Here is a 15065-nt window from a genome sequence, read left to right as displayed (position 1 = left end):
AATGGGTCGGGGGTCCGGGGAAGGGCATAAGGGGCCTCTGCCGCCCCTACCGCCCTGCAGCCCGGTGTCGAAGGTATATCTAAGATTACTTATAAAATAAAAGACATCAATAACTACAAGAATATAAAGAACTTTTCATATATTAAACTATAATAGAACAAAATATATTCCTATACCCCATGGTTAGAAGCTATAACCTAAAATAATAATTAAAAATAATCCCCTTAGCAATAATAAATATAAAAAAGTTTTCTCATATTTTTACAAAAAATGAAATACAATTCCTTCTTATATAAAGAGAGGGGAAAATCTTAAATAGGGGATTAGCCTCTGTTCAAAAACCCAATATTATGGTACACTTAAAGTCCAAGATAGACATCAAAAGACACAAATCTTATTACATAGATCTTATAAATATAAAAGAAAGGAGTCCTCCAATGTACCATATCATAGCTGTGCTTCCAGAAGAAGTCAAAGGATTTGGATTGTGTGCACGTGTATATACCGAGACTACTACCTACATAGATGAGAAAACACCTACACATTTTTTAAATACTCTTTACAAAGAAAAGGGCAGGTCCAAGAAAATTATGGACCAGAAATTTAAGTCCATCACACAAATGTCAAGAAATATCCCCTACACCATAGACCAAAACCATGTGTTCTTTGGATTCAAATACCGCAAGGCTATCTACGATAAGGAAGGGCGTGGCTTTGTCAATGTCACTTGGGTTGACCATATCGAAGGATCTCAGATCATACTAAAATCAGGAGAAGCAATATCGACCTTAAACCAAGCACCAAGCCTCATCCAAAACAGAAATAACGCCCTATTAATGCTATATAGGGAAATGTCTGAGATCAATTATGACAACTTTACAACCATCAGATACATCAACGCCAACATCATAAATGACAAAAGTTACAAAAATGAAACAAAAAAACCTTGACACTTTCATTTACAGTGCTAAAATATAAGTGAACTATCTATAATCATTTGCCATTTCTTTTGGAATAAAAAGACAAATGATTGAAAATAGATTAAGAATCCATGGGCTGAAATCTTAATCATGAGTGCAAGAAAATACTGATAGTTTACCAAAGACCTCAGGCAAATATATAGAAAATAAATATATCTATAAAATCATTGGCCACGGTCTTAAAAATCTTTCATATTACCAATATGATAAAATACCCATTTGTAACCATTGTGAAGACAATGTGTCTATTCTTTGATAGATATTTTTTAGAAATATTTATTTTTTGAACAAATGTGTTGCAAAAATGTAGAATCTGGGGTAATATAGAAAGTGTAAAGTGAGTACTAATTAAATTAATTAGTAAATTAAAACAAGAAAACAAAAAGGAGAATATTTCTAATGAAAAGAAATAAAATCGCAGCTGGTGCATTAGCATTAGCTCTAGGACTTGGTGCAGTTGCACCATCATTCGCAGCTGATACAAAAGTATCTGCAGAATACACATATGACTACAAAGTAGCTAAAAACAAATTTATCGAAAAATGGAACGCTCTAAGAGAAGCTGAAAAGAATCTTGAAACAGCTAAAGCTAACGAAGCTACAGCAAAAGCAGCTTATGAAGCAGCACTTAAAGCACTAAACGATTTCGAAGCTATCTATGGTGACAAGGGTTCATATGAAACAACTCTTGCAAGATACGAAGAAGAAAGAGCTAGACACATTGAAACATACCACAGAGCTGGCGGTGCAAAAACTGATACATTTCTTAAATCAATTGAAAAAATAGAAGTTGATAAAATCGGTGATTACGTAACAGAAGTTTCTACAAACAGTGGTATCATTGACAAAACAAAATCTGAAACACAAGCAGAAGCTGTTAAAGACATCGTTGCTCTAAACCAAAGAATCAAAGAATTCACAAAAGAAGCTGGTTGGATTCAAAACCAAAGAGCTAACCTTCAAGCTGAATTAACAAGAAGACAAGGTGACTACAACGAAGCTCAAAATAAAAGACAAGCAGCTGAAAACGCTAAAGCAGAAGCTCAATCTGAATACGATGCAGCTAAAAAACTTCTAATCAAAGAAGGCGTTGGCGTTGACGTAATCAACAGAGCTGAAAAAGCTGGCGACATCACACTTATCTTTGAAAATGTTAAACCAGCAAAACCAGCTGACAAAGATGAAATCAAACCAGAAACAAAAGCAGCTCTAGAAAAAGCTATCCTTGACGCTAAGATTCAAATCAAAGCTGTTGAAACATTAAAGAAAACAACTCCAAAAACAATCGCTAAAGTTGTTGACAAACTTGACAAACTTGTAAAAGAAGCTGAAGCAACAATCAAAATGTCTGAAGAACTTCTAGGCAAAAAAGCTGCTCTTAACGTAGTATCTACAGCTTACGCTGCAGAAGAAGAAAAATCAGCTGAAGAAAAAGCTAAAGAATTAACAGACAAGCTAAACGAAAAAACAAAAGAGATTGAAGATACTCTTAAAGAAAACGAAGCTAATCAACCAGCTGAAGAAGAAACAAAACCAGAAGTAAAACCTGAAGAAGGCAAAAAAGAAGAAGAAAAACCAGCTGAAGATAAAAAAGAAGACAAAAAAGAAGATAAAAAAGAAGATAAAAAAGAAGAAAAAACAACTACAACAACAAAAGTAGTTAAAAAAGCTGGTAACAACGCTAAAACTGGTATCGCTGGTGTAGCTGGCGTAGCAGGCGTTCTAGCAGCAGCTTCAGTTGCATACGCAGCAAGCAAAAAAAATAACTAATTAATAGTTATTAAAAAACAGAGCCCACAAAAGAGTGCACTCAATAAGGCTCACAAATAAATAAAGAAAAGTAACGCGCGGTACTCACTTGAAAAAACCATCCACAGCAATGTGGATGATTTTTTTGACAAAAAAATAAGAAAAAAGCTTTTTAAATACATTAATAATTGCCACCACTTATATTTTTATACACGCCCTGTAATCCTAAATGGAAGGTCTTTTTAAAAAATTCCAAAAAATATATTTTTCCACTTTTAAAGTGATAAATGTCTTATATTTAATCAATATTTAAGGTTTATTCTTCGACACCGGGGCGCAGGGCGGTAGGGGCGGCAGAGGCCCCTTATGCCCTTCCCCGGACCCCCGACCCATTTCACCCCTCTGCCACTCGCGTGGGGCGAAGTATTATATCTACATCAAAAATTGGGTTTTATCAATCTCAAATTTCTAAAAATCGCAAACTCGCTACGCTCAAACAGTGCGATTTTTTATACGAAATTATGAGATTTTAAAACACCAATTTTTTCCTCCTCTAAGCTTAAAAACACTCAGATTTAATGATGCAAGTTTGTGATGTTAATTATAAAAAAAGAATTCTCGAAGAGAACTTCTACAGCTCTGCGCACCACGCAGTGGCGGTGGGAGATAAATGACCGTTGATTTCGGTCATTTATCCCGAAAACATAGTGCGGTAGCACGGAAGAGCTTCGTAAGAAGCGAGTTTTCGTAGAAAAGGGTTTGGGGTGTAAGGGGGAAAGGAAAAAGGGGTCTGTCCGAGATCGGCCGGACTGGCAATTGCTACCCCTAATTCCTATCCCCCGAGGTGCAACGGTAAATACTTAAGACTACAACAAAATAAAAGATACTTATTCACTTCTGATAGAACAGAAACATCTTTTTTCCTGTTTCTTTAAAAAGATCCCTCGGTCGGTCCTAAAAGGACCTCCTTCGAGGATGACAGGTGTGTGAGTTTCCCATAGATATAACTTATGTGTTCTTTACTTGTAGGCTCAGAGGTGCAGTGAATATTACATTAATATTCAAAACAAAAGAATTTGCGGAGCAAACTTCTACTGCTCATTGCACCACGCAGTGGCGGAGGGGGTGAAAAGGGTTTTGGGGGACCGGGGGAAAGGGTATAGGGGTCTCCGTAACCCCTAATCCCTATCCCCCGGAGTCGAAGTAAAACTTTAAAAAAGTAATTAAACTAAAGATATGCATAAAGTCTAACAAAAAAATTTTTTCTATAGTTTTTGAAAACTATAGCACCCTCCATTTCTTTTGACTAAAGTTAAGAAAAATTGTATAATCAATGTGACTAAGTGTAAGTATTTTACTTACTTTAACACTAATCAGGAGATTAAAATGTATAAGAGAAATATCAAAGTTGGAGCACTTGTTTTGGCACTTTCTTTTTCTGTTGCCAATCTTCAAGGACCACTACATAATAATACTGTTTATGCAAGTGAAGTGAGTGCGCCGGCTAGTGAAGATTCTACTGTCGATACAAGTTCTCTAAAGACTTTGGTCGATGAAAGTGAGAATGTTAAAAAATCTAAGAAATATAACAATGCAAGTGCAAGTGAAAAGAAAGCTTATGATGATGCTATCGCAAATGCTTCTAGTGAGCTTAAAAACGAAAACCCAGACAATATCGAAAAGCTTTATAATGCTATAGTAGATGCCAAGAAGAATCTTTCTGGCAATGTCTATCTGACAAGTGATGCCCGTGATGGTCTATCTTCTACTATTGCTATGGCTAATAAATTAGCAGCTGATAAAGATCTTGATGAGGCTAGTAAGAATAGTCTTACTGATGCTATAAATAAGGCTAAGGATATTTTGGCAAATGTTGAAAAATCTGTTAGTGACATTGATGCAGAAAATTCAAAGCTTGCTAGTCTAATTGATAAGATTATCAATGAAAAAAAACTTGATGCCAGTAAGTACATCCTAAGTGGAGACGAACTTTCTAATCTAGAATCTGCTGATATTGCAGCTTATGGTAAGGCTAGGACCAATCTTTATGAATTGATTGATAGTTCAAAGAAGTTCCACGATGCTAACCAAAATGCAGGTTTTGCTAATAAGCTAGCTGATGCTATTAAAGCAGGAGTTAATGTTTATAATGATGTTAATTCTGAAACTGATGATTTGCAAAAAGCTTATAAGAGCCTAAATGAGGCTTTAAGTGAGGCTCAAGTTGGCAAAGATAAAAATAATACAGAAGCTAGTAGGTTAAAATCAAGTCTTGAAAGTTTGGTTAATGAGAACTTTGCTGGTAAGGAAAAGGCAAATAAGATTGCCCAAAGCACTTATGACAGCGCCCTTGCCAATGGTAAGAAAGTTTTGGAAAATAAAGACGCAAGTCCTGCTGAATATCAAAAAGCTATCAAAAGCATAAGTATGGCAAAACTTGCTCTAAAGCCAGTTGAAACCAAGACTATAGATGATGGCAAAACTGACCTACAAAGGGCGGTTGAGAAGCTAGATAGATTAATAGAAGAAGCTAACTCATTCAAGAATTCTGACGAATATAAAAATGCAGATAAAACTTCAAAAGATACCTACGATATAGCTATTGAGGATGCTAAAAAAACCCAAAAAGAAGATAAGGAAAACTTAGATAAAGTCAATAGCGCTATTAAACTAATAGAGTCTGCAAAAGTAGGCTTTGGCAAAACTTCTGATGATAATGAAGAGCTCACGGCAGAATCAAAGGCCCTACTTGATAAACTAAATACTTATACAAGTGATAAGGAAAATGTACAATCAAGCAATTCCTATAGACAAGCTAAAGTTAATTTTAAAACTGCCTATGACCAAGCTATCAAAGAAGCTCTTGAATTGCAAACCAAGAAAGCTAATGATAAGAAAATCAAGCTTGAAGAGCTTAAAACTGCAGTAGACAAGGTAGAAAAAGCCCTCAAAGACATTGGATACGATGCAAAAACAACTTATCCAAATGATCTACAAGCCTTAGTTGATGAGGCAAGTGACTTTAGAAATCAAAAGAAATTTACAGATAAAGCTCTATCTGGCAACGAATATGAAAAAAGTCTTATAAATACTTATAACGAGCGTATAGAAGAGGCAAAAAAATATCTAAATAGTGGCAAAAATGACCAAGCAACACTAGATGATTATGCAATGGTTATTAATAATCTTAAGAAAGCAATTCTTGATGAGATTAGCAAGGCTGAGTTTGATTTAGTAATGGAGCTTGAAAACGCAATTGATTTCAAAAATGATAGTAAATATCAAGAAGCAAAAAAAGATAAGAAATTAAAAAAACTTGCTGAAGACTTCAATGAGTTAATAGAGAAATCCAAAAAAATCTTAGCTAATGAGAATAGATCTGATGCTGATATGGAAAAACTTACGGATGATTTAAAATTTGCTCGCATAGTTATAGATAAGCCAAGTGATAGAAACTTAGCTATCGCTAAAGTAAGAGAATATATTGATTTAGCAAGAGAAGTATTTGCTTATCCAAAATATAAAGAAGCCCCTCAAGCCGATAAAACTAGACTAGAAAAAGCTGCAGGTAAAAGTATTACTGATGAAACTACTGACGATGAAGTAAAATCTATACTAAGCGAACTTGAAGAAGCCTTCAATGCAACATCTATAAAAGAAATAGTTGAAGAAATCCTAAAAGCAAAAGAAAATAAATCAGAAAACCAAGAGGCCAAAGAGATTAAATTAGATAATCTTAATGAAAAAGATTTACTTGAAGTAGCTAAAGAAGTTCAAAATCACCCGGACTTTAATGAGGTAACTCAAACTAACAAATCTTCTTTAAGAAAAGCCTTAGAAGCTTTGGAATCTGCTATAAAATCTAATAATCAAGAAGATATCGAAGCTGCAAGAACTAGGTTGATTAGTATGCTTAATGCAAGCGACATAAAGAGAATCACCCAAGAAGTTCTAGCTCAAAGATCTGGCAAAACTGACACAGGTCTCGAAAAGAAGACTGAACAATTACAACAACTAATAGCTATTGGCGAAAAAGTCCAATCTCGCAAAGACTATGAAGCTATCGACGATAGTTTGAAAAAAGATCTAACAGATGCAATCGTCCAAGCAAAAGATGCTTTAAATAGCAAAGATGCTGGAAAAATTAACCAAGCTATTAATAAATTAAGGGAAATATTAGACAAAAAAGAATTTGAAAACATCCTTAAAGAGATCAAAGAATCAATGCTAAATGACAACAAGGCAAAGATAAATGAATTTATTAAGGGAGATGCATCATTTAGAAAAGAAATAAAATACATTAAGGCACAAAAGAGTCTAAAGGAAGCCTATATCAAGGCCCTTGATGATGCAAAGAAAATCGTAGAAAAATCTGATGCAAGCAGTGAAGAAATTGAAGAAGCTTATAATAAGCTATTTGATGCTCGCAAAAAATTGGACGGCGACAAGTTTGAAGAAAGATTCCAAGCCCTTGCCAAGAAATACCAAGATAATTCTGATAAAATTACTGATTCTAAGGTAAAGGCTGCTCTTGCTGATAAAATCAATGCTCTAAACGAAGATGGTAAGACTATGGACGATCTTATAGCTGTAGAAAAGGAACTAACCAAGGCTCTACCAAAAGAGGGAAAGGTTAGTGTAACAACTACAGGTGGAAGAGTACAGACTCCTGTAACTACAACAAGTACAAAAACAGTTCCTGTGACAACAACCAAGAATGTTCCAACAACTGTAACACCAGGATCAATAGTAAGAACTGGTATAGATTCTGTAATAGGTTATGTGGCAGTTCTAGCAATAGCAATCTTGGGCTATGTATTTGTAACAAAAAAGGGTAAAAAAGATAATACATCTGATAAAAAAGAAAAAAAGACTTACGAAGGAGATAAAAATGACCAATACAAGTAAAACAATTCTTGCAACTCTAGCGCTTTCATTAGCTCTAGTAGGTTGCGACAATGTAGTTAAAAATGACAAAGAAGGCGAAGCGCCAGTAGTAGAAGAAAACACTGAAAACACTGAAAATGCTCCGGCAGAAAATGCTGAAAAAACTACTGATGATATGGCAGCAGACCAAACAAGCGAAAATGCTGACGAAAGCGCAGAAGAAAATACAGAAGATAATGCAGCAGAAGGTGAAGAAAACGCTGAAGAAAATGCCGAAGAATCAAAAGATGATATGGCAGATGCTTCTGACAAAGACGTCAGAGAGACACTAGAACAAGCAATCTTTGATAATAGAACACAAGCTCGTGCTATAGAAATCTTACTAGAAATGACACCAGAACAAGTAGCTGACATCAAACCAGAACTAGAACAAATGCTTGAAGATTCAAACCAACTAATTGACGAAGCACAAGCAGCCCTAGATCAACTTGGAAACTAAAAAAGACAAAAAATGAGGAACTCCAAAAATGGAGTTCCTTTTATAATGCAAAATTAATCTTCAAAAATACTTAAGTACTTACCGTATCCTTCTTTTTCTAAATCTTCCTTTGGAATAAATCTAAGGCTAGCTCCGTTGATACAATAACGTAGTCCGCCAAGCTCTGTCGGTCCATCAGCAAAAACATGGCCTAGGTGACTACCGGCATCCTTGCTTCTAACTTCAGTACGAACCATGCCGTGAGATAAATCTTCTCTCTCATGTAAGGCTTCATCATCAATAGCCTTGGTAAAAGATGGCCATCCACAACCTGCATCAAACTTATCTTTTGATGAAAAAAGAGCTTCACCAGAGACTATATCAACGTAAATACCATCTTCATAAAAATCATCATAGGTAGAAGAAAAAGGTCTTTCAGTAGCAGAATTTTGGGTTACTTCATAGGAAATTGGAGAAAGATTTTTCTTTAATTCATCATCACTAGGCTTATTATACATAAAAATCCCCCCTTTTTAAAAAATGAGCAAAAAACTTTTTTGTTTATGTGTTTTTTTAACTATACTATCATTATTTCAAAATCAAAATGCTTTTGTATTAATATATGAAAAAAAATAAAATCTTTTTATCGATTTAGTTAATAGTAACAAAGAATTTTGGAAAAAAGATGCCCGCTTAATCTAAATACAAAACCAATAGTAAGTTAACTAATTCAAAATTTATTTTTGTAATATAAATTATATTCGTTATATGAATTATTTCATGCGTCATGTCGTCCGTGAAATTTTTTAAAGAACCGACAGAAGTATCCTTATAAAGAAATCTAATAAAAAGAATATTTCTTTTGTTTTACGGAATGAATATCTTAAGTTTTTTTATTATTTCAGGCTGTACCTTCGTACCTCGGGGGATAGGAATTAGGGGTAGCGGAGACCCCTTTTTCCTTTCCCCCGATCCCCCTATACCTTCTACACCCCCACCGCTCCTGCGGAGAGCAATGAGCAGTAGAAGTTTGCTCCGCAAATTCTTTTGTTTTAACTGTTAATACATTATATGCTACACCATTAAGTCTAAGTGTTCTTAAACTTAGAGGTGGAAAAAATTGGTGTTTTAAAATCTCATAATTTCGTTTAGAAAATCGCACTGTTTGAGCGTAGCGAGTTTGCGATTTTTAGAAATTTGAGATTGATAAAACCCAAATTTTGGTGTTTATACTACAACATCGCCCCACGCGAGTGGCCGTTTCGAGGGGGTAGCAGAAAAGGGGGTATAAGGGGGAGGTAAAAGCCCATTGATTTTGGGCTTTTACCCCGAAAACTTAGTGCGAGAGCACGGGAGAGCTTCGAAGAAGCGAGTTTTCGTAACCGGTTGGTGAGAGTCCTCAACCAGCCGGACGGGCTTATTAACTCCCCTGGGTTTTCCCCCTTAGTACGAAGGTATATCTTTAAATAATATTTAAATAAAAGACACTAATTAGTTAATATAAAAGAAAAATATTTTCTTTTTGATTTCTTTGTAAAGATCTTTCGGTTGCTTTCGCTCCTTTTAAGATTACAGGTGCGTTTATTTCATATGCATATCTTATACATTAAATAAATTCCAATAATGAAAAACTGTAATATTCACCCTTAATGGAAAAATATTTTTTTAATCAAATACCAATTTCTAGGATTTGATTTTTTATTTATTGATAGTACACTAATAATGTAATTAGCAATTGACGCTAACGAGTGCTAAAAATAATTAAGGAGATAATTTATGGAATTAAAACCTATAGGAGATAGAGTCGTTATTAAAAAAGCTGAGGCAGAAAAGACAACTCAATCTGGAATTGTTCTACCAGAATCTGCCCAAGAAAAACCAGTTTATGCAGAGGTTGTGGCTATCAGTGATGATATTTTAAAAGATGAAAAGAGAAAAGATTCTCTTGCTGTTGGGGATAAGGTAATCTATTCTCAATATGCAGGCACAGAAGTTAAACTAGAAGATACTGACTACATTGTTGTAAAATACATTGATATTTTGGCAGTTGTAAAATAAGAAAGGATATAAATAATGGCTAAAGATATTTATTATGGTAAAGATGCCCGTGATGGTTTAGAACGTGGTGTCGACAAACTAGCAAATGCAGTTAAAGTTACTCTTGGACCAAAGGGACGTAATGTTGTCCTTGACAAATCATATGGTGCACCAACAATCACAAACGATGGTGTAACAATTGCCCAAGAGATTGAACTTGAAGATAGATTTGAAAATATGGGTGCTCAACTTGTAAAAGAAGTTGCTACAAAGACAAATGATGTAGCAGGTGATGGTACAACAACAGCTACAGTTCTTGCTCAAGCTATTATCAAAGAAGGACTTAAAAACCTTGCAGCTGGAGCAAACCCAATTGTTTTAAACAAGGGACTTAAGAAAGCAACAGATGTTACAGTTGAATATATCAAAGAAAATTCTCAAGATATAGTAGATAAGCAATCTATAGAAAACGTTGGAACAATCTCATCAGCTGACCCAGAAATTGGTAAATTTATAGCTGATGCTATGGAAAAAGTTGGCAACGATGGGGTAATCACAGTTGAAGAATCTAAAACAACTGATACTTACCTAGATGTTGTAGAAGGTATGCAATTTGATAAGGGATACCTATCACCATATATGGCAACAGACAATGAAAAAATGGTTGCAGAACTTGAAGATCCATACATCCTACTAACAGATAAGAAGATCTCAAACATCCAAGACCTACTACCATTACTTGAACAAATAGTCCAAGCTGGTCGTCCACTACTTATTATTGCCGATGATGTAGACGGAGAAGCTCTAACAACACTTATCCTAAACAAACTAAGAGGAACATTCAACGTTGTAGCAGTAAAAGCACCAGGATATGGTGATAGAAGAAAAGCAATGCTTGAAGATATTGCTATTCTTACAGGTGCAACAGTAATATCTGAAGACCTAAATATGGACCTAAAAGAAACAGAAATGGAAATGCTAGGTTCAGCTAAGAAAGTAAAAGTTGACAAAGACAACACTACAATAGTAGAAGGCAAAGGCGACAAAGCCGCTCTAGAAGAAAGAGTAAGCCATATCCGTCAACAAATCGAATCTGAAGAAAGCACATATGAAACAGAAAAACTACAAGAAAGAGTAGCAAAACTTGCAGGTGGAGTTGCAGTTATAAACGTAGGTGCAGCAACAGAAACAGAAATGCAAGAGAAGAAATACAGAATAGAAGACGCCCTATCAGCAACAAGAGCTGCAGTAGAAGAAGGAATAGTAGCTGGTGGTGGAGTAGTTCTAATCGGGGCTATAGAAAAAGTAGTTGAACTTAAAGAAAGCCTAGAAGGTGACGAAAAAACAGGAGCAGCAATTATAGAAAAAGCCCTAGAATCACCACTAAGACAAATAGTAGAAAACGCAGGAATGGACGGATCTGTAATAGTACAAAATGTAAAAGAATCTGGCAAAGACGAAGGCTACGATGCATATAACGACAAATACGTAAATATGTTCGAAGCAGGAATCGTAGAACCAACAAAAGTAACAAGATCTGCCCTACAAAACGCAGTAAGCGTATCAGGAATGATCCTAACAACAGAAGCAGCAGTAGCAGACATACCAAAAGAAGAACCAGAAATGCCAGCAGGCATGCCTGGAATGTATTAAAGCACGCCTCTCCGGCGTCCTGAGTGGAGTCTCGCCCAAAAGGCGAGAAGAAACCGCAGGAGCGAAGCAACGAGGACTAAGCCAAGCGGCGTTTGAGCGATAAAACTGCCGAAGGCACAAAAGACAAGCCCGTCCGGCAGATAGAGGACTCTCCATGAAATGGTCTTGCGAAGCAAGAAAGCCCGTACGAAAACTCGCTTCAAAGAATCTCTTCCGTGCTCCCGCGCTAAGTTTTCGGGGTAAATATGCCAAATCTAGGCATATTTACCTGGCTAGCTGAGTACTCGCGCCACAAGCGCGAAAAGCCGCAGGAACATAGTGACGAGGACCCAGCCAAGCGGCCTTTGAGCAATACAAAATACAAAAAGTAAAACCAGTAGATATACCAATCTGCTGGTTTTTTTGTGCTCACTTTTATCCTCGACTCAAAGCTTAACTTTGCATTTAGATTGTATTTAAGCCATTTGTTATGTTTTTTTCAAGCTGTTATATTGTACAATATAGATGTTAAGATTATGAAAACAATTTCTATGGAAAGGGGAAGTTATGAATATCAAAAATAATTCTACTGCTGGAACTCTAGAATCTAGTGATGCTTTAGTTAATGTTTATCCTAGCGATGAGCTTAAAGTAGAGGTTAAAAGTTCAGTATATGCTCAATTTGGCAAGCAAATCGAAGATACAGTAAAGGAAGTCCTTGAAAATCTTGAGGTAAAAACTGGCGAAGTTTTCGTTGATGATAGGGGAGCCTTAGATTGTACAATAAGATCTCGTGTCCAAACAGCTATATTAAGATCAGATAATCTTGATAGTAAGTTACCATGGGGGGATAAGATATGAAAAGAACAATAAGAAGATCAATGATGTTTTTGAACGCACAAAGAGCATCTTTAGTAAAAGACGCATACATATATGGTGCAGATTGTGTAATCTTAGACCTTGAAGATGCAGTTAGCATCAAAGAAAAAGACTCTGCACGCATACAACTTTACAACACCTTAAAATATGTTGATTATGGCGATACAGAAATTTGGGTTAGAATCAATGCGACTGACAGTGAATACTACAAGGAAGACATCAGAGCAAGTGTGGCAGGTGGAGCAGACGGTATTAGAATACCAATGTGTGAAACAAAAGATCAAGTTATTGAAGTTGAAAGACTTGTTGAAGAAGCTGAAAAAGAATTTGGTAAAGAGCTTGGTTCAACTATGCTTATGGCAGCCTTGGAAACACCTCTATCTATTATCAATTGCTATGAAATTTGCACATCAAGCAAGAGGCTAATGGGAGTTGCCCTATCTGGTGGAGACTTTGCAAGAACTATGCATGCTACAACCACAAAGACTGGTGAGGAATATTTCCTAGCTCGTTCTCAAATAGTTCTATCAGCTCGTGCAGCTGGTGTCATGTGCTTTGATACAGTTTATACTGACCTAGATGATGAAGAAAGTCTAAGACGTGAAACACAAATGATTAAGAATATGGGCTTTGATGGCAAGTCAATTATTTCTCCAAAGCAAATAGATATAGTACATGAAGTATTTACTCCTAGCCAAGAAGAAATTAACAAGGCGCAAAGGCTTGTGATAGGTGTTAAAGAAGCTGAACAAGCTGGTATAGGCGTACTTACAGTTGATGGCAAAATGGTAGATATAGCTCATGTTGAAGGAGCAAAACGTACACTAGAAATGGCAAAAGCCGCAGGAATTTATGAAGGTGATTTAGTATGAAAAATGCAGTAAATAGACAAGTGCCAGATTACTTACTAGAAGATAATAGTCAAGTTTTTAAGGGAGCATATGCTAACGAGGGCAAAGATCTTGTAAAGGCTACTCCAACCATAAGAACTCAGGTAGAACCAAGAAATAGCAAAGTATTAAAGGATATAAAAGAAGCCATTAAAAAAACAGGCCTTAAGGATGGAGATACTATTTCTTTTCACCACCACTTTAGAAATGGTGACTATGTTGCAGCTATGGTGATGGATGCCATCCACGAGCTTGGCATCAAAGACTTATTTATCTGTGCATCATCCCTAGGCAAGGCGCACGCAAACTTCGTACCTATGATTGAAGATGGAACAATAACAGGCATATCAACATCTGGAGTTCGTGACGAAATTGGAGAAGCAATATCAGAAGGTAAGCTCAAAAATCCAGCCTATATAAGAAGTCACGGTGGTAGGGTTGGAGCAATAGAATCAGGCAAGGTGAAAATTGATGTTGCCTTTATAGGTGCAAGTTCATCAGATGAATATGGAAATGCAAGTGGTATCAATGGCAAAGCAAATTGTGGTGTCCTATCATATGCAGGAGTAGATGCAAAATTTGCTGACAAAGTTGTAGTAATCACAGATACAATAGTTCCATTTCCAAACTACCCACATCCAATAAGCTGCGTAGATGTAGACTATGTTGTAGAAGTAGATAAAATAGGAGACCCATCAAAGATAGCATCTGGTGCTATCCGTATGACAAAAGATCCTAGAGAGCTAAAGATGGCTGAATATTGTGCAAAAGTCATAGCCAATACCGAGTGGTTTAAGGATGGATTCTCATTCCAAACAGGAGCAGGTGGAGCAAGTCTTGCAGCAGCCGTAAAAATTAGACCATATCTAGAAAAAGCAGGCATAAAGATGGGTTGGGCTATGGGTGGTATCACAGAGCCAATAGTAAACTTGCTAAGGGATGGATATGTAAGATATTTGGCTGATGACCAAGCCTTTGATATAGCAAGTGTTGAAAGTGTATACAAGGATCCTAATCACTTTGAGATAGACTCTGGCGAATATGCTAATCCACTAAATAAGGGTGCCTATGTAAATAAACTTGACTATGTAGTATTAGGTGCTCTTGAAGTAGACCGTGACTTTAATGTCAATGTTGTAGTAGGCTCTGACGGAACTATCCAAGGTGCACCAGGTGGACACCCGGACACAGCAGCTGGTTCAAAATGTTCCATCATAGTTGCGCCACTAATACGTGGAAGAATAGCAACAGTCAGAGAGTCCTGTACTTCAATTACCACTCCAGGGGAAACTGTAGATGTACTTGTAACAGACTATGGCGTAGCAGTAAATCCAAATAGAGAAGATATCAAAAAGCAACTTGAAAAAACAGATATACCACTTGTAGATATTGATTACTTGATAAAACGTGGAGAAGAAATCACAGGCAAGGCTAGTGAGATAGAATATGAAGATCAAGTTGTAGCAATAGTAGAATACAGAGATGGTTCTATAATAGATGTAATCAAAAAAGTTAAAAAATAAATTTAAGGAG

Annotated in this window: 10 protein-coding genes; 9 read left to right on the top strand and 1 reads right to left on the bottom strand. The window is 36.1% G+C overall.

Annotated elements, in window-relative coordinates; all coding sequences use genetic code 11:
• Positions 1-437 precede the first annotated feature (437 nt).
• The 4 genes from BQ7474_RS07425 to BQ7474_RS07410 all read left to right on the top strand — a co-directional run bounded on the left by BQ7474_RS07425 (position 438) and on the right by BQ7474_RS07410 (position 8115).
• Positions 438-950, top strand: coding sequence for a hypothetical protein (locus BQ7474_RS07425; RefSeq protein WP_073998823.1), 513 nt, complete (start codon positions 438-440; stop codon positions 948-950).
• A gap of 429 nt (positions 951-1379) precedes the next feature.
• Entirely contained in the window at positions 1380-2750 is a 1371-nt protein-coding gene (locus BQ7474_RS07420; RefSeq protein ID WP_073998284.1) for a hypothetical protein, read from the top strand.
• 1365 nt (positions 2751-4115) lie between these two features.
• Positions 4116-7637: a coiled-coil domain-containing protein gene (locus tag BQ7474_RS07415; protein ID WP_073998283.1), complete on the top strand. Its 3522-nt coding sequence runs from the start codon at positions 4116-4118 to the stop codon at positions 7635-7637.
• Positions 7621-8115, top strand: coding sequence for a hypothetical protein (locus BQ7474_RS07410; protein ID WP_073998282.1), 495 nt, complete (start codon positions 7621-7623; stop codon positions 8113-8115). Before BQ7474_RS07415 ends, BQ7474_RS07410 begins: the two co-directional genes overlap by 17 nt.
• A gap of 53 nt (positions 8116-8168) precedes the next feature.
• Here the strand turns inward: BQ7474_RS07410 and msrB are convergent, their stop codons facing one another.
• Positions 8169-8612 (bottom strand): peptide-methionine (R)-S-oxide reductase MsrB, encoded by a 444-nt coding sequence (gene msrB, locus BQ7474_RS07405; RefSeq protein ID WP_073998281.1) that lies wholly within the window; start codon positions 8610-8612, stop codon positions 8169-8171.
• 1258 nt (positions 8613-9870) lie between these two features.
• Here msrB and BQ7474_RS07400 point away from each other — a divergent pair.
• The 5 genes from BQ7474_RS07400 to citF all read left to right on the top strand — a co-directional run bounded on the left by BQ7474_RS07400 (position 9871) and on the right by citF (position 15055).
• On the top strand, positions 9871-10152 hold the full coding sequence (locus BQ7474_RS07400; RefSeq protein WP_044566645.1) for a co-chaperone GroES: 282 nt from the start codon (positions 9871-9873) through the stop codon (positions 10150-10152).
• A 15-nt stretch (positions 10153-10167) separates the two neighbouring features.
• The gene (gene groL, locus BQ7474_RS07395; protein ID WP_073998280.1) at positions 10168-11784 is read left to right on the top strand and encodes a chaperonin GroEL; all 1617 of its coding nucleotides are present in this window, start codon (positions 10168-10170) and stop codon (positions 11782-11784) included.
• A gap of 546 nt (positions 11785-12330) precedes the next feature.
• Entirely contained in the window at positions 12331-12624 is a 294-nt protein-coding gene (gene citD, locus BQ7474_RS07390; protein WP_073998279.1) for a citrate lyase acyl carrier protein, read from the top strand.
• Positions 12621-13514, top strand: a complete 894-nt coding sequence (locus BQ7474_RS07385) for an aldolase/citrate lyase family protein (protein ID WP_073998278.1) — start codon at positions 12621-12623, stop codon at positions 13512-13514. Before citD ends, BQ7474_RS07385 begins: the two co-directional genes overlap by 4 nt.
• Positions 13511-15055: a citrate lyase subunit alpha gene (gene citF, locus BQ7474_RS07380; RefSeq protein ID WP_073998277.1), complete on the top strand. Its 1545-nt coding sequence runs from the start codon at positions 13511-13513 to the stop codon at positions 15053-15055. Before BQ7474_RS07385 ends, citF begins: the two co-directional genes overlap by 4 nt.
• Positions 15056-15065 lie beyond the last annotated feature (10 nt).

This window comes from Anaerococcus urinomassiliensis (assembly GCF_900128425.1).
Lineage (GTDB): Bacteria > Bacillota > Clostridia > Tissierellales > Peptoniphilaceae > Anaerococcus > Anaerococcus urinomassiliensis.
This window is presented reverse-complemented; position numbering and strand designations above follow the sequence as displayed.

Excerpts from the sequence above, each read along its gene's own strand:
- BQ7474_RS07425 (WP_073998823.1), top strand. The coding sequence starts at position 438 with ATGTACCATATCATAGCTGTGCTTCCAGAAGAAGTCAAAGGATTTGGA.
- BQ7474_RS07420 (WP_073998284.1), top strand. The coding sequence starts at position 1,380 with ATGAAAAGAAATAAAATCGCAGCTGGTGCATTAGCATTAGCTCTAGGA.
- BQ7474_RS07415 (WP_073998283.1), top strand. The coding sequence starts at position 4,116 with ATGTATAAGAGAAATATCAAAGTTGGAGCACTTGTTTTGGCACTTTCT.
- BQ7474_RS07410 (WP_073998282.1), top strand. The coding sequence starts at position 7,621 with ATGACCAATACAAGTAAAACAATTCTTGCAACTCTAGCGCTTTCATTA.
- msrB (WP_073998281.1), bottom strand. The coding sequence starts at position 8,612 with ATGTATAATAAGCCTAGTGATGATGAATTAAAGAAAAATCTTTCTCCA.
- BQ7474_RS07400 (WP_044566645.1), top strand. The coding sequence starts at position 9,871 with ATGGAATTAAAACCTATAGGAGATAGAGTCGTTATTAAAAAAGCTGAG.
- groL (WP_073998280.1), top strand. The coding sequence starts at position 10,168 with ATGGCTAAAGATATTTATTATGGTAAAGATGCCCGTGATGGTTTAGAA.
- citD (WP_073998279.1), top strand. The coding sequence starts at position 12,331 with ATGAATATCAAAAATAATTCTACTGCTGGAACTCTAGAATCTAGTGAT.
- BQ7474_RS07385 (WP_073998278.1), top strand. The coding sequence starts at position 12,621 with ATGAAAAGAACAATAAGAAGATCAATGATGTTTTTGAACGCACAAAGA.
- citF (WP_073998277.1), top strand. The coding sequence starts at position 13,511 with ATGAAAAATGCAGTAAATAGACAAGTGCCAGATTACTTACTAGAAGAT.